Origin of the sequence: Qipengyuania sp. NPDC077410 (assembly GCF_044543405.1) — a bacterium.
GTDB lineage: Bacteria > Pseudomonadota > Alphaproteobacteria > Sphingomonadales > Sphingomonadaceae > Qipengyuania > Qipengyuania pacifica.
The window spans coordinates 272,638-291,915 of the sequence record NZ_JBITWB010000003.1 but is presented as its reverse complement, the minus strand read 5'-3'; the positions used below and the strand labels follow the sequence as shown (position 1 = coordinate 291,915).

The window sequence follows — 19,278 nt, the reverse complement described above, 5'->3', positions numbered from 1 at the left end:
GCAAGCGGAAGGATCAAGGCCGCAACGGGTTTCAATCCTCATCCTCCACATCGACCGTCTCGCCAGTTACTCGCTGCGCCAAGGCAGCCGAAATGAACTGATCAAGCGCACCATCCAATACGTCATCCGGCGTCGGAGACTGCACACCGGTGCGCAAATCTTTCACCATCTGATACGGCTGGAGAACATAGGACCGGATCTGATGCCCCCACCCGATCTCGCTCTTCTCCTGATATTCCCCCGAAGCCGCGGCCTCGCGCTCTGCCATCTCGCGCTCGAAAAGGCGCGCTTTCAGCATGTTCATGGCGGTCGCACGGTTTTTGTGCTGGCTGCGATCGTTCTGGCTCGCGACGACGATGCCGGTGGGCTGGTGCGTGATTCGTACAGCTGAGTCGGTCGTGTTAACGTGCTGTCCGCCCGCTCCGGACGCGCGATAGGTATCGATCTTCAGATCCGATGGATTGATCTCGATGTCGATGTCGTCGTCGATCACGGGATATACCCATACCGAACTGAAGCTGGTGTGGCGCCGCGCGGAGCTGTCGTATGGGCTTATGCGAACTAGGCGGTGAACACCGCTCTCGGTCTTGGCATAACCATAGGCGTTCTCGCCCTTGATCAGCAGAGTCGCACTCTTGATCCCGGCCTGTTCGCCGGCCGCATATTCAACAGTTTCCACTTTAAAACCACGACGTTCCGCCCAGCGCGCATACATGCGCAGGAGCATATCCGCCCAATCCTGGCTCTCGGTACCGCCCGCGCCCGCGTTGATCTGGAGATAGGTATCGTTCCCGTCAGCCTCGCCTGAAAGCAAAGCCTGCACCTTGTCGCGATCGGCACGTTCGCCCAGACTCGCCAGAGTATCGAGCCCTTCCCGCTCCACTTCGGCATCGCCTTCGGCTTCGCCCATTTCGACGAACTCCATGGCATCTGCCATCTCGGCCTCGATCTCGCGGACAGTATTGATCGCCGTTTCGAGGCGCTTCTGCTCTTGCGTGACAGCCTGCGCCTGCTTCGGATCATCCCACAGATTGGGGTCCTGAACGCGCGCATCGAGCTCGTCGAGCCGGCGTAACGCCCGCTCCCAGTCGAGCGACTGGCGGACCAGTGCCAATGCGGCTTCGATCCTTTCGATATGGGCCTGCCCTTCGGCACGCATGGAACTCTCCTGGCAAAAGATGTGCGGGCGCGCCGCCTAGCGCAGACGCGCGGCGCGGGGAAGATGCTGCAGGCGGCTTACTTGCGCGCGAGCGAACGCACCGCCGCGAGGCTGCGTGCCACATGTTCCTGTGGCTTCAGGTTCGAATAAGAAAAAGCCACCTTGCCATCGCGATCGATGACATAAGTCGTTCGGTCGCTCCATCCGGCCTTGTCTGCCCCAAGGCCCAGCGAAACGTCATAGCGCTCGATCAGGTCCTTAGACGCGGTAGCAACGGGAAACTGGCCTGCGCAATGCTTGGCAGAGAATTCGCGCAACTGATTGGTATTGCCACCGGTCATGCCGATCACGGTAGCCCCCGCCTTGCGGAAGTCATCCATTGCCTCGGCGAAAGCCTGGGCCTCCAGATTGCAGCCCGATGTGAAAGCTGCCGGAAAGAAGTAGAGGACGACCGGGCCCTTTTTGAGCGAAGTGGCCAGATCGACCCGGATCGGCTTGCCTGCCATCGCGCCCTGCGCGGTAAACCGCGGTGCCTCCGCGCCTTTATCCAAAGCAGCGAGAGCGGGCGAAGCGGAAAGGCCGAGGGCGGCCGCAACGATGACTGTGCGCAGTATCTTCATGGCACCTATAATGGACCTTCGAAGCGCCCCTGCCAAGCCGCGATCAATATATTCCGCCCTGCTCCTCGACAAAGTCGTCGGCACGGACGCCATCCTGGTTGGCCTGTGCACGCTGCGCACCCTGCCTCGCCAGACGAATGAGTTCGAGAATCTCATTACGCTTGGCTGCAATCTCGTCCGACCGTGTGGCGCGCGGTGGCTCCGTATCGGGCTTGAAAGCTTCCCAGATAATCGACGCTGTCGGCTCGTCCGAAGGCGTTCCTTCGAACACGCGCTTGCCGCTGCGACGATCAATCTTGACCATGCGGACGCCCGGCGGTGCAACGAAATCTTCGGCCTGCCAACGATCCTTCGTCGCCTCGATAAAGCGCTTCATGATTGTCGCAGCCGTATTGCCGCCCTGCACCCATCCGCCAAGATTGCGGGGCTGATCGAAACCGACATACATGCCTGCGATGATATCGGGCGAGCCACCGACAAACCAGGCGTTGGTAGGGCCGTTGGTGGTGCCCGTCTTTCCGAAAAGCGGCAGGTCGAGGCTGCGCAGACGCACGGCTGTCCCGCGGGTTACGACGCCCTGCAGCATGTGAACCATCTGGAATGCAGTCCGCGGATCGAGCACCTGCCTGCCTGAAACTTCGAAACGCGGCATCGGCTGTCCATCCCATTCAGCCATGTTGCAGCCGGTGCAATTCCTACGATCGGTCCGATAGATTACCTTGCCGTCGCGATCCTGGACGTAGTCTATGACAGAACCATCATTCTGGCGCCCCCAATTGGCCAGTGCGGCATAGGCATTCACCATTCGCGCAACGGTCGTATCGCCGGCACCCAGGGCGAAGGAATAATACGGTTCGTATTTGCCGATCCCCATGCGGTCGATCGTCTTGATCACATTGTCCATGCCGGTGTCGTCCGCGATATGGACCGTCATGAGGTTGCGGCTCTGTTCGAGACCCCACCTCAAAGTGTGGACACCGCCGCCCCCGCCACCGAAGTTGCGGAAGCATTTATCGCCAAGATTGGCGCCCTGCCACACGCAGAAGGTCTGGTCCGGGACCTGCGTGGCCGGCGTCATGCCGTGATCGAGCGCGGAAGCATAGACGAACGGTTTGATGGTGGAACCGGGCTGTCGAAGCGCCTGGGTCGCGCGATTAAAGCTGCCAAGTCGGCTATCGAAGCCGCCCTGCATTGCGAGAATGCGTCCGGTTTGTGGGGCTTCTGCCAGAAATGCGCCCGATACTTCGGGCACGCCGCGGATCGCATAACCGCTACCGGATTTGACCGCAGCAACAACATCGCCGACGGCCAGCGACGAAGGCCCGCCCGACAAGGCAAACTCTTCGCCATCGGAAAAGCCAATCCGCCCGGGGGCAGTCACCACGCCCACACGCCAGTCTTCGTAATTGATCGAAATGTTCGATGACGCCAACTGCGACGTCAGATCGCCATTGTCGGGATTGAGTGTCGCGATAGGCTTCGTAAAGCCGCGATTGCCATGATAGCTCATCAACTGCTTGCGCAGCGCGTCGCGTGCCGCAAGCTGAAGCTCGGTATCCAGCGAAGTGCGCACCCACAGCCCACCAGCATAAACGCTGTTTCGGCCATCGTCTGCCGTCTCGCCGAACTTATCGATCAGTTGGCGGCGGACTTCTTCGAGAAAATAGCCGGCATCGGCAGAACGCTCGCTGCGCTGCTGGACGAGGCCCAGATCCTGACGTTTGGCCGCAGCGGCTTCTTGGGCCGTGACGAAATTGTTGGCGACCATCTGGTCGAGCACGAAGTTGCGGCGGGTGATAGCAAGGTCGTGATAGCGGGCGCGGCCGTAACGCTCGGGTGCCTTGGGCAGGATGGCCAGAAACGCCATCTCGTTCAAATCGAGATCACCGACATCCTTGTCGAAGTAAGCGCGAGCGGCAGCCTGCACACCGAAGCTGCGTCGCCCAAGCGGGATCTCGTTCAAATACAGTTCGAGGATTTCCTGCTTGGTCAGAACGCTTTCGATGCGCGTGGCGAGGACCATTTCCTTAAGCTTGCGGGTAACCGAATATTCGTCGCCCAGCAGCAGGTTTTTGGCGACCTGCTGGGTAATGGTCGAGCCACCCACCGCGCGCTGGCCGGAACCAAACTTCGTGGCATAATCGATTACCGCGTTTGCCGTTCCGGTAATGTCTACCCCGCCGTGGCTGAAAAAGGTCTTGTCCTCGGCAGAAAGGAACGCGTCGATCAGTTTCTCCGGAAAATCCACATACTGGAGCTGGACGCGCCGTTCGCGGGCATAAGTGTTGACGATTTCGCCATCGATGCCGCGCACTACCGTGGGCAACGGCGTTTCATATTCCAGCAGCGATTCGGCGTCGGGAAGATTGCGACCGAGCGTCGCCCATGCCAGCAGGAGCATGACGATGGCGAACCCGCCAAGGTAACATGCGAAGCGCAGCCTGCGGCTATGCGCCCAATTGTCATTGAACCAATCGATCAGGCGCTTGGGGTCGCGCATGATACGATAGCGATAATATTGAAGGGCTGACTGCTCGGACATGGTATGGGATCGGCCTCTAGCACGCCAATTCTGTAATTCGCCAGAACGAAGAGTGTTAGCCGGTCAGCTTTCTTGCTGTCGCGCGAAATAAATGCGGATAGCCCGCGCCATGACTTCGGCGAACCGTGTTCTACCTTCGGGAGAAGCAAGACGCTGCGCATCCTCTTCGTTGGTAATAAAGCCGCTTTCGAACAGGATCGATGGCACGTCTGGCGCGCGTAAAACCTTCAGTGCTGCCGATCGGCGCGCCTGCGGATGAAAATCGATGACCCCGTCAGCCTCGCGAAGGATCAGCCGGGCGAGCTCGTCCGACTTTTCCTGCGTCCTGCGTTGCGATAATTCGACCAGTATGGTGCTTACAGCGTCGCTCTCACCGCCGACATCGACACCGTTTAATCGGTCGGATGCATTCTCCCGTTCGGCGAAACGAGCAGCCGCCTGGCTGGAAGCCTGGTTAGACAGCGTATAGATGCTGGCCCCCGTTACATCGGCAGCGTCTCCGGCACTATCGGCATGGATCGATATGAACAGATCGGCACCGAGCTTGCGGGCGATATCGACCCGCTCGGCGTGAACAAGGTAGCGATCCTCGTCTCGCGTCAGTGCGACGCGCACCCCACCCCCTTTTTCGAGCTCGTCGCGCAGTGCCCTCGCCAGATCGAGCACGATAGTCTTTTCTCGATAGCCTTGACCCGCCGCCCCGGGATCATGTCCTCCGTGGCCGGCATCTATCACAACCAGCGGTGCGCTGTTCGCCCCCGCCACGTCTGGAAGCGATCCTGGCGTATCCGCAACGGGAAGTTCGATATGAACGACGTAGCCCCGACCTATCTCAGGCACGGGAATACGCACGGGTGTCATGGCGAACACAGCCAGCACTGCGAGCGGCAGCAACGTCAGCAAAAGGATTTGCGCGCGCATCGTCATTACGGGCACGGTTACCGCCTTGTTATCCAATGACGCAATATGGTTGCCGTGCGAAACCCACGGTGCTAGCGATGGCTCATCGGTTACGAGGTGCCTCCGATCGGCGCGAATATTGCGCGACGAAGAGGGTCACCGAAAAAAGCCGTTCTTTTTCAGGCCACAACGGCTTCCGCCGTGAAAGCCCAAATTAATACAGGTTGATGCCGGACATGGCCCGTTTCTCCCCGATAACAGCAGCGCAGGCGATTGCCTTTGCCGCTATTTCGGGCCGGACAGCGCTGCAGATGCGCAAGGCAAGCTTGGCACTCACAAATACCCGGCCCCATGCAATTGCTGGAACTGGCCGGTTCACAAACACCGCGAAGCCCGGATCGGGCCGCGGACTTTCCAACAAAATACGCCGCGCAGATTCAGGATCACACCTGGCCCGTCGCGGCTGGAGACATATCAATGGCAACGCGCATGCTAATCGATGCGCGCCACCAGGAAGAAACCCGGGTGGCGGTGCTCAAAGGCAACCGGATTGAGGAATTCGATTTCGAATCTGCCGATCACAAGCAGATCAAAGGAAACATCTATCTAGCTAAAGTAACCCGGGTCGAACCGTCGCTTCAGGCAGCGTTCGTAGATTTTGGCGGCAACCGTCACGGTTTCCTGGCTTTCAGCGAAATCCATCCCGATTATTACCAGATACCCAAGGAAGACCGCGAAGCCCTGCTCGCTGCGGAAGCCGAAGCTGCAGAAGAAGAGCAGCGACTGCGCGATGAGGAAGAGCAACGCGGCGAAATGCCGGGCGACGAGTACGACGCGGATGATGAAAGCTCCGAAGCGCTCGCCGAAGACCTTGCCGAAGATGGCCTCGAAGAAGTCGATACGTCCGACAAGGACGATGTCGCTACGATCGAAGAAGGCCACATGGAAAATGGCGACGATGACGATGACGATTCGTCCGATGAGGATTCCGACGAAGACGGTCGATCGCGAGGTCGCGACCGCAACCGCCGCGGCCGTGGACGCCGTCAGGGCAAAGGTGGCCGGAGCCGTGCCAAGGAAGTCGACGAAGCCCGCGCCAAGCGCATGGCGCTGCGCCGTCGCTACAAGATCCAGGACGTCATCCAGCGCCGCCAGGTTCTTCTCGTCCAGGTCGTCAAGGAAGAACGCGGCAACAAGGGTGCTGCATTAACGACGTATCTCAGCCTGGCCGGGCGTTACACGGTCCTCATGCCGAACAGCAGTCATGGTGGCGGTATCTCCCGCAAGATCTCGTCGGCATCTGACCGCAAGCGGCTCAAGCAGGTCGTCTCCGATCTGAGCTTGCCCAAATCGATGGGCCTTATCGTCCGAACGGCTGGGCTCAGCCGCACCAAAACGGAAATCAAGCGCGACTTCGACTACCTCGCCCGCCTTTGGGATGAAATTCGCGAACGTACCTTGTCCTCCAGCGCACCGGCACTGATCCATTCGGACAGCGACCTTATCAAGCGCGCAATCCGCGACATCTACAATCGCGACATCGAAGAAGTCGTGGTCGAGGGTGAACCTGGTTACAAATCGGCCAAGGAATTCATGAAGCTGCTGATGCCCAGCCACGCACGGCGGGTTAAACAGTATTCTGATCCGGTGCCTCTGTTCCAGCGCTACGGTGCGGAAGACGAACTGAAGGCCATGTACGATCCGGTCGTTCAACTTAAGTCGGGCGGATATCTCGTAATCAATCCGACCGAAGCGCTGGTGTCGATCGACATCAACTCCGGACGCTCGACCAAAGAGCACAATATCGAGCAGACGGCGCTTCACACCAATCTCGAGGCAGCGCGCGAAATCGCTCGCCAGCTGCGTCTGCGCGACATGGCTGGTCTGGTGGTCATCGATTTCATCGATCAGGAGCATCATTCGAACACCCGCAAGGTCGAAAAGGCGATGAAAGAAGCGCTCAAGAACGACCGGGCCCGTATTCAGGTCGGTCGTATCTCCAGCTTCGGCCTGATGGAAATGAGCCGCCAGCGTCTACGCACCGGCGTGCTCGAAGCGACCACTCGTGATTGTCCGCATTGCGATGGTACCGGTCTCGTCCGCACTGCATCTTCCGCAGGTCTGTCCGCCCTTCGCCTGATCGAAGACGAAGCGGCCAAGGGCAAGGGATCGATCATTCGCCTTGCCGCCAGCACCGAAGCGGCGATCTATCTCCTGAACGAAAAGCGCGCCGATCTCATGGAGATTGAACAGCGCTATGGCGTAACGGTCGAAGTCGTGCCCGAGGGTGAGGAAGAAGGCGCGAAGATGACCGTCTCGAGCCACGGGCCGAAGCCGAAAGATGCCCCGCGCTTCGAACCTATCGTTCAGGAAGACGACGACGACGAAGAAGACCTGCCCGAGCAGGATGAGGAAACCGACGAGGACGAGAACGACGATGATCGTCCCCGCAAGAAGCGCCGCCGCCGGCGCGGTGGCCGTGGTCGCAACAAGAATCGCCAGCGCGACGACGAAGACGGCGATGATGACGACGACGGCGACGAAGCTTCGGACGAGACGCGCGACGAAAGCGATGATGAAGACGGCGACGACAAGCCGAAGAAGCGCCGTCGCCGCAGTGGCCGTCGCCGTGGCGGACGTGGTCGCGGAAAGAAGTCGGACGATATGACTTCGGAAGACACCGATGAACTCGGTGAAGTTTCCGAAGCGGTCGTAGAAGACATGGCTGTTGTCGCTGGCCCCGAAGACTCACCGGAAACGGCCGAGGCTGCTGCCGATACGGAAGCCGAAGAAAAACCGAAGCCGAAAAAGCGCGCACCCCGCAAGAAGAAGGTCGAGCCCGAAGCGGCAGCGGAACCGGAAGAGGCCGAAAAGCCCAAGCCGAAGAAGCGCGCACCGCGCAAGAAAAAGGCCGACGCCGAAGCACCTGCTGTCGAAGCTGCGCCCGAGCAGCCTGAAACGGCTATCGAAGAAGAAAAACCGAAGCGGACACGCCGGAAGGCTCCCGCCAAGAAGACGGCTGCCAAGGCCGAGGCTGACCCTGCGAGCGAAGCTTCGCAAGCACAGCCTGAAGCCGATCTGCCGGCAACGCCGGACGCAGCCCCTGAACAGCCGAAAGAGGCCCCCGCGCCGAAGCGCGGCTGGTGGCAGCGGACTTTCGGAGACGACTAGGTCATGAAAAGGATCGGCGGGCCGATGGCTCGTCGATCCTTACGCCTTGCGCGCTACACCCCATTCCATCCACCCCATCACCTTGGGCGTCTTTTTAAGATAGGCCTGGCCGAGGGGTTCCACAGCGAAGCCTGCCGCTCGCAGGGCAGAGCCGATCGGGCGGGTCAGATGACAGCCGCCCGCCAATGGCTTCCACACCGGTTCGATCCGCTCCTGCCAACGAGCGACCGCCGCATCGGGCGCACGCCCATGTTCCAGGAACAGAAGCCTTCCATTTTGAGCTAGAATCCGTCGCAATTCGGATAGCACACTCGTGGGATCATCGACCGAACACAGCGTGTAAGTGCATACTACGGTATCGAAAGATCCGTCCGGAAAAGGGATGTCCTCCCCCACACCTTGGCGAATATCGACATTCCAGCCCTTCGCGCGGGCGCGGTTACGAGCCCCATCTAGAAGTTTCGCATGCGGGTCTATGCCGGAGAACGATGTGACCGCGTCGGCGTCGTAAAGTGCCTGATTCAGCCCGCCACCACAGCCGATCTCGAAAACCCGGCCTCGGGCGAGAGGCACGATCTGGCGCCGCCGCTTCTCGATCCCTTCTTGCCCGCATGCAGCCGTGATCACTCGCGGCATCACGTGGTCATCGTACCAGGCTTTCATCCCCACAGCGCAATATCCTCCGGTTGCGCGACAAATCGAAGGCTACGCTGTTTCTTGACGGCGACAAGTCGTTTCTTCCTGTCCGTAAAGGGACGAGGGAACGGTGCGATCGCCTGCTTACACCGTAAAGTTCACCCAGCCCTCAGGCAGTAATTTCCGCTCCCTGCCAGTCGAACAGCTTCCCGCTGTCGCCCGGTTCGAGGCTATCGATCACAGCGAGCAGGTTGGCCGCCGCCTGCGCAGGGGGGGACAACCTGACCATCCGGCAAGTTGGACTGGAACGGCGTGGAAAGGTCCGTATCGACGGTCCCGGGATGCAGGCCGACCACGACCGCACCCTTGTGCGTCCGTTTCATCTCGATCGCGAAATTCTTCAGGAGCATGTTGAGCGCCGCCTTGCTGGCGCGGTAGCTGTGCCATCCACCCAGTCCATTGTCGGAAATGGATGCGACCCTGGCCGACAACGCCCCAAAGAACGCGTACCTATCGCGCGCCAGCAGCGGCAGCATATGCTTGGCGATAAGCGCAGGTCCGATCGTATTGATGCGAAACGCTTCTTCCATGGCCTCTGCGCGGAGCTTGCGGAACGATCGCTCGGGCCCGGTCCCGTCGGCAAGTGTCAGAACACCGGTTGCGACCAGCACCATGTCGGGCGGATTTTCGGCCATTTGCTCCGCCACAGCAGCAATCGAGTTCTCGTCAGTCAGGTCGAACCGGAACCCCCGAAACCGACTGTCAACCGCCCGGCCCGAGCGACTGCCCGCCCAGACATCCGCGCCGCGATCTGCCAGAGCCGTCGCAAGTGCGTTCCCGATGCCACCACTCGCGCCAAAGATCGCGGCCCGGCGCACTGTCTTTTCTGTCGCCATGATATCTGTTCAGACCATTGCCCGGCCAAGCGGTTCCCGGCGTCTCTGTGCGGCAGTTGCCGGGCCAACTCGTCGAATTGTGCATGCGCACGCCCTTGCACCATGCGCCACAAGCGCTAATGGGTTTCACCAAGCAACAGGACCGATACTGCACATGGCGACCTTCACCCTTCCCAAGAATTCGAAGATCACCGGCAAGAGCCGCGACCACAAGGCCGAAGGCGGCGCGCGCATCCGCAAGTTCAAGATCTACCGATACGATCCCGACAGCGGGGAAAACCCGCGTTACGACACGTTCGAGATCGATCTGGACGATTGCGGTCCGATGGTTCTCGACGCCCTGTTCAAGATCAAGAACGAAATCGATCCGACGCTGACCTTCCGCCGGTCCTGCCGCGAAGGGATCTGCGGATCGTGTTCAATGAACATGAACGGGAAGAACGGTCTCGCCTGCACTACCGCTATCGAAGATCTGAAAGGTGAAGTGCGGATCACGCCGCTTCCCAGCATGGACGTGATCAAGGATCTCGTTCCCGACTTCACGCATTTCTATGCCCAGTATGCCAGCATCCGCCCTTGGCTGCAGACGGTATCGACGACCCCATCGGGCAAGGAACGTCTGCAGACGCCGGAACAGCGTGAAAAGCTGGACGGGCTCTACGAATGCATCCTGTGCGCCTGCTGCTCGACCGCATGCCCGAGCTACTGGTGGAATTCCGACAAATTCCTCGGCCCTGCAATCCTTCTGCAGGCCTATCGCTGGCTGGCGGACAGCCGCGACGAGATGACCGGCGAACGTCTCGACCAGCTCGAAGACCCGTTCCGCCTGTATCGTTGCCACACGATCATGAACTGCGCGAACGTCTGCCCCAAGGGGCTAAGCCCAGCGAAGGCGATTGCCGAAACCAAGAAGATGATCGCCGAACGCGCGATCTGATCCCTTGGCACTACCCGACGACGTTTTCGAACACGGTCCAGATCCGGAAAATCCCGGCTGGCGGCATTGGAACCTGAAAGATCGGACGCTGTTCAACGGCGCGGTGATGGGCAAGCTCATCACCCGTGTGGACGATGACGGGAAAGCGCGCCTGCGCATGTTCCCTGAGCGGCGCCATGAAAACCTGCAGGGCATCGTTCATGGTGCGGTGACGCTGTCGCTGATCGACATCAGCCTGTTTACCACCATGCACACGATCGGATCCGGCAATGCCGGCCCGTCGGTGACAGTGGAACTTTCCACCCAGTTCGTCGGCGGCGGGAAACCCGATCGCCCGCTCGATGCGGTGTGCGAAATCGTTCGGGAGACCGGCAGCATGGTATTCGTGCGCGGTATCGTGGAACAGGAAGATCATACCGTTGCCAGCTTCTCCGGTATCGTAAAGAAGATGAAGCGTCGCCCTGCCTCATGACCGGTATGCTCACCCGCTACGAGCGGCTGGTCGCCGCTGGCGAATTGCGTTCCGATCCCGACCAGCGCCGCGCTGCCGAACGGCTGGACCGGCTGCAGAAGGATCTGGAGGCGGAAAGTTCAGGCGGTCTGCTTTCGCAATTGTTCCGCGCCAGAAAGGCTAACCCGCAGGGCGTCTACATGTGGGGCGGCGTCGGCCGCGGCAAATCCATGCTCATGGACCTCTTCGTCGAAACTCTGGGCATCGATGAAAAGCGACGCGCGCATTTCCACGAGTTCATGCTGGAGGTCGATCGCCGCATTCGCGAGCGCCGTGAATCCGATCCGGGCGATCCGACTGGCAAGGTCGCTCGCGATATCGCGCAGGACGTGCGCTGCCTCGCATTCGACGAGATGGTCGTCAACAATACGGCCGATGCCGCGATCATGGCGCGCCTCTTCACGGCTCTTATCCGCGATCAGGGTGTTACGATCGTTACCACCAGCAACCGGCCTCCCCGCGATCTTTACAAGGACGGTCTGAACCGCTCCCTCTTCCTGCCCTTCATCGACCTGATAGAGGCAGATCTCGATGTCGTTTCGCTCAATGGGCCTACCGACTACCGAATGGACCGGCTGGGGGACATCGCAACCTGGCATTCCCCGCTCGGGGATGATGCCACTGCGCAGGTGCGCGAAGCCTTCTTCCGCCTGACCGATTACAAGCCGGAAGATGCCGCCAACGTGCCCAGCGCCGATCTCGATCTCGGTGGCGGGCGGACCTTGCACGTCCCCAAAAGCCTCAAGGGCGTGGGTGTTTTCAGCTTCAAGCGGTTATGCGGCGAAAATCGCGGGGCGGCAGACTATCTCGCCATCGCACATGCCTACCATACCGTGATCGTTGTCGGAATTCCCGCCATGTCGCCCGACAACCGCAACGAGGCCATCCGGTTTACCAAGCTGGTCGATGCGCTCTACGAAAACAATGTGAAGCTGTTTGCAACGGCTGCCGCCGAACCGGAAAACCTGTATACCGCCGGCGACGGGGCATTCGAATTCGAACGGACCGTAAGTCGCCTGAAGGAAATGCAGAGCAGCGACTACATGGCTCGCGGTCACGGTGTCGCCTAAGCCTGCCGGGGCAGTTACAGCGGTGTTTCTTGACGGCTCTCTCGTCGGTCCCACATCAGGCGCATACCGGCGTTAACACCCCGCCGATGTGAGACTTTGACCATGATCGATATTCGTCCTTTCGCTTCCCTTGGGCACGCCAATCACGGCTGGCTCGATGCGCGTCATCATTTCAGCTTTGCCAATTATCATGATCCCGACCGTATGGGGTGGGGCAACATCCGGGTCTGGAACGATGACACGATCCAGGGTCAATCCGGGTTCCCCCCGCATCCGCACCGCGACATGGAGATTGTCACTTTCGTGCGCACAGGAGCGATCACTCATCGTGACAGCCTGGGTAACGAAGGCCGCACCGCCGCCGGCGATGTTCAGGTGATGAGCGCAGGCACCGGTATCACCCATGCCGAATATAATCTGGAAAGCGAAGACACCACGCTTTTCCAGATCTGGATCATCCCTGATCGTACGGGCGAAAAGCCGGGCTGGGGTCAGCGCGAATTTCCGAAAGCGACGCGCGAAGGCGGGTTTGCCATTCTTGCGAGCGGCACGCCCGAAGTCGACGATGCCCTCCCCATTCGTACCGACGCCAAGGTTGCCGCAACGACACTCGCTGCTGGACAGACCGCCACATGGACCACGTCGGGCGAACGCCACCAGTATCTCGTTGCCCCCACGGGACGGGTAAAGGTCAACGGGATCGAGGCTCAACCACGTGATGGCATCGCTGTGACCGGCGAGACGGAAATCCTTGTCGAAGCGCTCGAAGACGCCGAGATCGTGCTGGTCGACGCGCGCTAAGCGCTCGGCTTGAGATGACGGAGCGAACGCTCCAGCATCAGCAATTGCCATAGGACGCGGCCATGATCGGACCGCCCCGAAATATGTTCGTCCGCAAGCCGTGCAAGCGCCTTGCGGGCGAACAGTCCGTTGCCCGTGAGCAGCTCGCTGGATGCGATCGCCCTCGCCTCGCTTGCCAGTGGTCCACGAAACCATTCCGCCAGCGGCGTGACGAAACCCTGCTTCTGCCGATACAATATGTCGTCGGGCAGATAGCGCTCCATCGTGCGCTTCATGAGCCATTTGCCGCTCGTACCGCGCAGACGCTCACGGTGCGGCAGACGCGCACCGAATTCGATCAGGCGATGATCCAGCAGCGGCTCGCGCGCCTCCAGACCTACTGCCATACTCGTCCGGTCGGTCTTGGTCAGGATGTCTCCGGGCAGCCAGAACTTGAGATCGGCATATTGCGCCCGGTCGAGACCGCTTCGCGCTGGCGCATCTCGCATCAGCTTTTCCAGCGGTTGCTCCGCCCGATAATCGCCACGTTCGCGCAGGAACGCCGCATCATAAAGCAATTCGCGCTGCTCGGGCGAAAGGATTGCCAAAGCCCGTGCATAGCCAGCTTCACCGCTGCCCCCGAGAGACAGCAGGGTAGTTTTCGCGCGCAGCGGTCGCGGTGCCCAGTCCGCTTTCGGCCACAGACGTCCGAGCGTTCCGAACACCGGTTCGCGCAGCCCACTCGGTAGAACGGAGCGCACCTGCTCTTCGCGTGCATGGAATGCCTGACGTCGATATCCGGCGAACGCCTCATCGGCCCCATCGCCCGACAATGCCACAGTCACATGTTCGCGCGCCAATTCGCATACCCGTAAGGTCGGCAGCGCGCTCGCATCCGCGAATGGCTCGTCGAAGATCGCCGCGATCCGGTCGACATCGCCGAACTGGTCGGAGGATACGATCCGTTCGTGGTGGTCGGTGGCGAACAGTTTGGCGACCTGTCGCGCGTAAGCCGTCTCATCGACACTTTCGACATCGAACCCGATGGAACAGCTGGTGACGGGCGCGGCGCTGCTCTCGCTCATCAGCGCGACGACGGATGAACTGTCGACGCCTCCGGACAGAAACGCGCCCAGAGGAACGTCGGAAACCATTCTGCTCGTCACGCCTTCGCGCATCAGGTGGAGAAGCTGCGCAGATAGGTCTTCGGTTCGCCCGGTCTCACGCCTGGTAAAATCCATGTCCCACCATTGCTGGGGCGGGCCAGGCGCGCGGCCATGATCCAGTAGCAGGAAATGTCCTGCCGGAAGCTTCTCAACCCCTTTCAGGATGGCGCGATGATCGGGCACATAGCCCCAAGTCATATAATCTTCGATCGCCAGTGGATCGATCACTCGGCGCATCAGCGGATTGGCCAGAAGGCCCTTCATTTCGCTGGCGAAGGCGAGCGCGCCGCCCTCCAGTTGCGCCAGATAAAGCGGCTTTACCCCGAAACGGTCGCGGGCGAGGAAGAGCTGCCGCCGGTCGATGTCGTAGAGCGCAAATGCGAACATCCCATCGAGCCGGGACAGGCAATCCACGCCCCATTTCTGCCAGGCGGCAAGAATGGTCTCGGTATCGCCATCGGTCCGGAAATGTGCTCCGCCGCGCTCCAGTTCGCGGCGCAGTTCGCGATAATTGTATATCTCGCCGTTGAACGCGATCACGGCGCGCCCGTCTGCCGAACGCATGGGCTGTGGGGATCCGTCGAGATCGATGATCGACAGGCGTCTGTGACCAAGTCCGACGCCCGGTGCAGTCCAGACGCCGCTACCGTCGGGACCGCGGTGCGCCAACGCGTCGGTCATCCGTTCGACCCGTTTGGGATCGACCGGCTTTACCGTCTCGTAATGGAAAATCCCGGCGATCCCGCACATATGCGAGCGGGCCTAGCCGAGCCGCGGCATTACGGCAAAGACCAAAGCGGCAGTAAGTGTCGCGCCAAGGACAAGCGCGGGACTGGCACCGTTGCCTTCCAGCCTTTGCAACATTGGCAGGGCCGAAACCTGCTGCGCGTTCCAGCCTGCCTCTTCCGGCTCGCGCTCAAACCAGCGCCAGGCCACTCCCAGAACCAGGGCGATGACAATACCGAAGAAGAACCAGCCGTAGACAATATGGTCGAAACTGCCGGCGGCTTCCGCGCCGACATACTGGGCAATGAAAATCGTTGCCCATGCCCGAATGCCGTTGGCCACGATCGGCACGATCACGCAGGCCAGCAGGAACAGCATCCGGCGTTTCCAGCTCGCAAAGCAGCTGTATGCAACCAGCACCCCAAGCGCGACCATGGCAACGAGGAACTTCACCCCCGAACATTCCTCCGCCACGATAAACAGTCCGGCAGGCGTGTCGATATGGATGCCATCTGCGACCGTTTCGACACCGCTGAACCGTGTGAGTGCGGTTGCCATTTCTGCGGTGACATACTGCAAAGGCGGAATGATCTCGTCTCCGAAAGGAACGAGGAAGAACATGTAGGCCAGAGGAAAGGCGAGGATGAGCCCAACTCTGAGGCCGAGTATCCCGCAGGTCGCACCCTGGAATGCCACGATCACGCCCAGTTGCGCGATCAGATTGATGTCAGCCGACCGACCGACGAAGCAGATGGCAAGACCAAGCAGGCAGCAAAGAAAGCCCGGCCACCAGCCCCGGGCCTCGACCCGTGCCACTTCATCCCGGCGTATCCAGACGAGCCATGCCAGTATGGGCAGGATCAGGAGGATATGGCTGTAGGTGTCGATGTTCCACCACTGATGGGCCATCGCCGACCATTCCCTTAGCGTAGCTGCGAACAGCCCCGCCCAACCCAACGCAAACAGCGCCGCGCTGCGGCCGCGGCCCGCAATCGATTGTCCGGTAATGGCAAGGTCAGGCTGCATCGCGTCCAGTGTCGCCGCTCACGAGCAAACGCTCAAGTTCAATGTCGACGCTGTCCCAGCTCATGTTCGCCAGCACAAAATCGCGGGCGGCCCTGCCCATCTCGGCGCGCGTGCCTTCATCCGCCAGCAGCGTCGCGATCCGCCGCAGCATTTCAGGCGCATCGGGGTGTGCCACCGCAAAGTGAAAATCGTCCTGTGCTTCTATTCCGGTGGCCGCACCCGGCGTCAGCACAATCGCCTTCGCCATGGCCATGGCCTCCAGAACCTTGTTCTGCACCCCGCGTGCTATCAGCAGCGGCGCCACGACGAGATCGGCAGATTTCAGGAAAGGCCGGATGTCCGATACCTCCCCCCATACGCGCACGCCGTTTTCACCATGCCGGTTCCTGAGGCTCGCCACAGGTGCACGTCCCACGATATGAAAACGCGCCCGATCATGCATTTTGCGCAGTTCGGGCATGACATTCTCTACCATCCATTCCGCCCCAGCCACATTGGGGGGATAGTCCATCTGACCCGTAAACAGCAGCTGGGGCCCCTCCCCCTCTTCCAGATCAGGCTGCACCGGCACATGTGCCGGATCGAAGAATTCGGCATCGATGCCATTGCCAAGCGCCCGAATATCGGCCTCTTCCAACCTATCGATCCGTGACCGGAAAAGCGCGGCCTCGCCATCGCTGATCAGCAAGGTGGTATCCGCACGGTTGGCCAACCGCATCTCTTCTGTGGCAAGCAGCCGCCCCTCGCGGAGATTGATCCACCTGCGCTGGCCGGCGTCGGCATAAGCTTCGAACTTGGCGCTATCCACATCGCACAGATCGATCACGACCCTACCCGCGAAGTCGTCCGGAATGTACTGCCCCATCTGGCTCGAAAAGACGAAAATCGTGTCGATCCGGTGGTTGCCCAAAGTCTTGGCAACGTAGCGGCGCATAGCAGCGTGATCGAAGGCGGTGAGGCTGACCGGCTTACCCTTCAACACCGCTTCGATACCCGCCTGCGGCAGCGGCTTGGTGCGTTCGATCAGCGCATGTGTTTTGGCAACCAACGCAAGGTCGCTCTTCTGCGCCATATCATGCGATGTTTCGCCAAAGGTGCCTACATGCACAGGCCCCAGTTTAGCCAAACCCTTGAGCAAGTGATGCGAGCGGATCTTGTCGCCGCGATCCGGCGGAAAGGGAACGCGGTGCGCAAGGAACAGTATCTCTCCCATGTCAGCCCAGCCCACGCGCGATCCAAGGACCCAGCCGGTTCGCGATCGGCAAAGGCAACCGCTTCCAAAGAGCGATCTTGGCGGAATAGCCCTCATCAGTCGGATCGACATTTCGCGCTGCTGTGCCCGGCGCCGACCAGGTGAAATAGGTCAAGGGCTGCGGTTCGAACCCCCAGTTCTTCTTGAACGCGAACGGCCCGCTTCCGACTTTCGAGCGCCCGAAATCGAAGCGAACGCATCCCCTCCGGCGGGCGTGACACATCAGTTCGTAATATATCCGCTCATTGGCGCGCAGGTGGCGCGCCGCCCAGGTTCCGCCGCCCCAGAACGGCATGACCGTTTCGTCATGATAGAGGGACAGCACGCTTGCCACTGGAACACCTTGTTGGCGAACCGTCAGAATGTCCGCATCATCTCCGAAGATATCCAAAACAGCATCGAAGAGACCACGCGGGAACACCGGCGTCCCGAGATTGCGCACGCTTTCGGCGTAAACGGCGTAATGGGCGGATCGCTCCTGCCCGTCACTTCCGATGCTCACCGAAAGGTCATTCGCCAACCCCTTGCGAACTTCAGCGCGTGCTTTCCGGGGAATAGCGAGCAATTGCGCATCGTCGTCTTCCGCCAGATCCGCAGCGAAGTTTGCATGCTTGCCATCGATAACCAGCCAATCGGGCGGAGCGGTTCCGCCGCGCAATTCAACTGTTGAGGCGGAACGGCGCAGGGCTATTTCCTGCGCCGCCCGGCACAATTTCTCCGCATCTTCGGTGCGCGTGACTAATACCCCGCCTCCTACACCGAAACCGCTCGATACCAAGGCGCGCCCGAAGATCGCCGAATGAATCTCGGTTAGCGGCAACCAGCCTACGACGCCGCCGCCGCGCTCCAGCATCAGCCCCACCGCTGAATTGCCCGTGCCCCGCTCGACCGCGTGCAGCCATGCCGGACGGTGAAAGACGCTGCCGCCGCGTTCCGCTACAAAGCGTTCGATCCGTGCCACGTCGGCCTTGTCGCTCAAGTCCGCCTGCCGAATAGTCGCGGTGTGACTGATCGGCGCGTTCATGCGGCCCACTTCACGCTGCGTGATCTTTCCTTTGCCGCGAGTTCGTCCATTCTACCCCAGGCAAAATCGCCGAGCAGGTCGGACAACTTGCCAGTCATTCTGGATAGATTGGTGTAATGCCTCAACCGCGATCGCACCGAAGCGTTGGACACCCGCGGTTGGTCCGGATCGACCTCCCATGGATGGAAATAGAATACCGCGGGTCGGTGATCGGAATTGACCTGCCTGATCGCCCAGCGGGTGAAGCTGTAGGGCAGCACGCGAAAGAACCCACCACCGCCTGCTGCAAGGCGGCGTTTACCAAACAGCGCAGTTGTGACCGGAATTTCGACGAGATCACTGCCGGGCACAGGATCAAATGCGAAACGCGGCGCTTCGCGCCAACCATAGTGATCGTGGACTACCGGAGCGACCGATGACGAATAGGCATAGCCATGTTCTGCCAGGACTTCATGCGCCCATGGATTGCGCGCATCGATAGAAAAGCTGGGCGCACGATAGCCGGTAACGGCTTTTCCGCTGGCATCTTCCAGAATTGAGCGCGCCTTGGCAAGGTCGGCGAAAAACTGGTTGCGCGTGAGGGTAAAGACCCGTGTGTGATCGTAACCGTGACTCGCCAATTCGTGGCCCCGGTTGACGATCGACTGCATCGCTGCACGGTTGCGCTCTGCCACCCAGCCCAAGGTGAAGAACGTCGCTTTCACACCGGCTTCGTCGAACAGGTCGAGAATGCGTGCAACGTTGTCCCCCACACGCAGTTCCAGCCCATCCCAATCTGCACGCGAAATGGTGTTTTCGAACGCGCCGACCTGAAACCAGTCTTCCACGTCGACCGAGAGGCCGTTGACGATCATATTGTCGC

The 19,278-nt window shown here is 60.4% G+C and carries 15 protein-coding genes and 1 pseudogene; 5 read left to right on the top strand and 11 right to left on the bottom strand.

Annotated features, from left to right (window positions below):
• Window positions 1-31: 31 nt before the first annotated feature.
• The 4 genes from prfB to ACIGGE_RS14975 all read right to left on the bottom strand — a co-directional run bounded on the left by prfB (window position 32) and on the right by ACIGGE_RS14975 (window position 5,248).
• Window positions 32-1,159, bottom strand: a complete 1,128-nt coding sequence (gene prfB / locus ACIGGE_RS14990; protein WP_196846060.1) for a peptide chain release factor 2 — start codon at window positions 1,157-1,159, stop codon at window positions 32-34.
• Window positions 1,160-1,236: 77 nt separating this feature from the next.
• The gene (locus ACIGGE_RS14985; RefSeq protein WP_103023746.1) at window positions 1,237-1,779 is read right to left on the bottom strand and encodes a peroxiredoxin; all 543 of its coding nucleotides are present in this window, start codon (window positions 1,777-1,779) and stop codon (window positions 1,237-1,239) included.
• A gap of 43 nt (window positions 1,780-1,822) precedes the next feature.
• Window positions 1,823-4,321, bottom strand: a complete 2,499-nt coding sequence (locus tag ACIGGE_RS14980) for a penicillin-binding protein 1A (RefSeq protein ID WP_397490959.1) — start codon at window positions 4,319-4,321, stop codon at window positions 1,823-1,825.
• Between the two features lie 63 nt (window positions 4,322-4,384).
• Complete coding sequence (locus tag ACIGGE_RS14975; RefSeq protein WP_397491013.1) at window positions 4,385-5,248, bottom strand: N-acetylmuramoyl-L-alanine amidase; 864 nt, start codon at window positions 5,246-5,248, stop codon at window positions 4,385-4,387.
• A 450-nt stretch (window positions 5,249-5,698) separates the two neighbouring features.
• Between ACIGGE_RS14975 and ACIGGE_RS14970 the strand changes: the two genes are divergently transcribed.
• On the top strand, window positions 5,699-8,392 hold the full coding sequence (locus ACIGGE_RS14970) for a ribonuclease E/G (RefSeq protein ID WP_397490958.1): 2,694 nt from the start codon (window positions 5,699-5,701) through the stop codon (window positions 8,390-8,392).
• A 39-nt stretch (window positions 8,393-8,431) separates the two neighbouring features.
• On the opposite strand, the gene ACIGGE_RS14965 is transcribed toward ACIGGE_RS14970, so the two are convergent.
• The gene (locus tag ACIGGE_RS14965) at window positions 8,432-9,061 is read right to left on the bottom strand and encodes a class I SAM-dependent methyltransferase (protein ID WP_397490957.1); all 630 of its coding nucleotides are present in this window, start codon (window positions 9,059-9,061) and stop codon (window positions 8,432-8,434) included.
• 136 nt (window positions 9,062-9,197) lie between these two features.
• A pseudogene (locus ACIGGE_RS14960) lies at window positions 9,198-9,924 on the bottom strand (SDR family NAD(P)-dependent oxidoreductase).
• A 154-nt stretch (window positions 9,925-10,078) separates the two neighbouring features.
• On the opposite strand from ACIGGE_RS14960, the gene ACIGGE_RS14955 reads away from it, so the two are divergent.
• The 4 genes from ACIGGE_RS14955 to ACIGGE_RS14940 all read left to right on the top strand — a co-directional run bounded on the left by ACIGGE_RS14955 (window position 10,079) and on the right by ACIGGE_RS14940 (window position 13,243).
• Window positions 10,079-10,861, top strand: coding sequence for a succinate dehydrogenase iron-sulfur subunit (locus tag ACIGGE_RS14955; protein ID WP_103023741.1), 783 nt, complete (start codon window positions 10,079-10,081; stop codon window positions 10,859-10,861).
• A gap of 4 nt (window positions 10,862-10,865) precedes the next feature.
• Window positions 10,866-11,333, top strand: a complete 468-nt coding sequence (locus ACIGGE_RS14950) for a PaaI family thioesterase (protein WP_301642951.1) — start codon at window positions 10,866-10,868, stop codon at window positions 11,331-11,333.
• Window positions 11,330-12,442 carry a cell division protein ZapE gene (gene zapE / locus ACIGGE_RS14945; protein WP_397490956.1) on the top strand — a complete coding sequence of 371 codons (1,113 nt, stop codon included), beginning with the start codon at window positions 11,330-11,332 and terminating at the stop codon, window positions 12,440-12,442. Before ACIGGE_RS14950 ends, zapE begins: the two co-directional genes overlap by 4 nt.
• A 102-nt stretch (window positions 12,443-12,544) precedes the next feature.
• Window positions 12,545-13,243 (top strand): pirin family protein, encoded by a 699-nt coding sequence (locus tag ACIGGE_RS14940; RefSeq protein WP_397490955.1) that lies wholly within the window; start codon window positions 12,545-12,547, stop codon window positions 13,241-13,243.
• Here ACIGGE_RS14940 and ACIGGE_RS14935 read toward each other — a convergent pair.
• Genes ACIGGE_RS14935 through ACIGGE_RS14915 form a run of 5 tightly spaced genes read right to left on the bottom strand, consistent with a single transcriptional unit; the run spans window position 13,240 to window position 19,270 of the window.
• Window positions 13,240-15,138 (bottom strand): XrtA/PEP-CTERM system amidotransferase, encoded by a 1,899-nt coding sequence (locus ACIGGE_RS14935; protein WP_397490954.1) that lies wholly within the window; start codon window positions 15,136-15,138, stop codon window positions 13,240-13,242. The genes ACIGGE_RS14940 and ACIGGE_RS14935 overlap by 4 nt on opposite strands.
• Window positions 15,139-15,150: 12 nt before the next feature.
• The gene (xrtA, locus tag ACIGGE_RS14930; RefSeq protein WP_397490953.1) at window positions 15,151-16,140 is read right to left on the bottom strand and encodes an exosortase A; all 990 of its coding nucleotides are present in this window, start codon (window positions 16,138-16,140) and stop codon (window positions 15,151-15,153) included.
• On the bottom strand, window positions 16,130-17,368 hold the full coding sequence (locus ACIGGE_RS14925) for a TIGR03087 family PEP-CTERM/XrtA system glycosyltransferase (RefSeq protein WP_397490952.1): 1,239 nt from the start codon (window positions 17,366-17,368) through the stop codon (window positions 16,130-16,132). The genes xrtA and ACIGGE_RS14925 overlap by 11 nt, the downstream gene beginning before the upstream one ends.
• A complete protein-coding gene (locus ACIGGE_RS14920) occupies window positions 17,355-18,416 on the bottom strand; it encodes a FemAB family XrtA/PEP-CTERM system-associated protein (protein WP_397490951.1) in 1,062 nt (353 codons plus the stop codon). Before ACIGGE_RS14920 ends, ACIGGE_RS14925 begins: the two co-directional genes overlap by 14 nt.
• Window positions 18,413-19,270, bottom strand: a complete 858-nt coding sequence (locus ACIGGE_RS14915; protein WP_397491012.1) for an XrtA system polysaccharide deacetylase — start codon at window positions 19,268-19,270, stop codon at window positions 18,413-18,415. The genes ACIGGE_RS14920 and ACIGGE_RS14915 overlap by 4 nt, the downstream gene beginning before the upstream one ends.
• Between the last annotated feature and the right edge of the window lie 8 nt (window positions 19,271-19,278).

What these genes read in the sequence shown, in the direction of transcription:
- prfB (WP_196846060.1), bottom strand. Translation starts at nt 1,159, where the DNA reads ATGCGTGCCGAAGGGCAGGCCCATATCGAAAGGATCGAAGCCGCATTG.
- ACIGGE_RS14955 (WP_103023741.1), top strand. Translation starts at nt 10,079, where the DNA reads ATGGCGACCTTCACCCTTCCCAAGAATTCGAAGATCACCGGCAAGAGC.
- ACIGGE_RS14915 (WP_397491012.1), bottom strand. Translation starts at nt 19,270, where the DNA reads ATGATCGTCAACGGCCTCTCGGTCGACGTGGAAGACTGGTTTCAGGTC.
- ACIGGE_RS14975 (WP_397491013.1), bottom strand. Translation starts at nt 5,248, where the DNA reads ATGACGATGCGCGCGCAAATCCTTTTGCTGACGTTGCTGCCGCTCGCA.
- ACIGGE_RS14980 (WP_397490959.1), bottom strand. Translation starts at nt 4,321, where the DNA reads ATGTCCGAGCAGTCAGCCCTTCAATATTATCGCTATCGTATCATGCGC.
- ACIGGE_RS14940 (WP_397490955.1), top strand. Translation starts at nt 12,545, where the DNA reads ATGATCGATATTCGTCCTTTCGCTTCCCTTGGGCACGCCAATCACGGC.
- zapE (WP_397490956.1), top strand. Translation starts at nt 11,330, where the DNA reads ATGACCGGTATGCTCACCCGCTACGAGCGGCTGGTCGCCGCTGGCGAA.
- ACIGGE_RS14985 (WP_103023746.1), bottom strand. Translation starts at nt 1,779, where the DNA reads ATGAAGATACTGCGCACAGTCATCGTTGCGGCCGCCCTCGGCCTTTCC.
- xrtA (WP_397490953.1), bottom strand. Translation starts at nt 16,140, where the DNA reads ATGCAGCCTGACCTTGCCATTACCGGACAATCGATTGCGGGCCGCGGC.
- ACIGGE_RS14970 (WP_397490958.1), top strand. Translation starts at nt 5,699, where the DNA reads ATGGCAACGCGCATGCTAATCGATGCGCGCCACCAGGAAGAAACCCGG.
- ACIGGE_RS14920 (WP_397490951.1), bottom strand. Translation starts at nt 18,416, where the DNA reads ATGAACGCGCCGATCAGTCACACCGCGACTATTCGGCAGGCGGACTTG.
- ACIGGE_RS14935 (WP_397490954.1), bottom strand. Translation starts at nt 15,138, where the DNA reads ATGTGCGGGATCGCCGGGATTTTCCATTACGAGACGGTAAAGCCGGTC.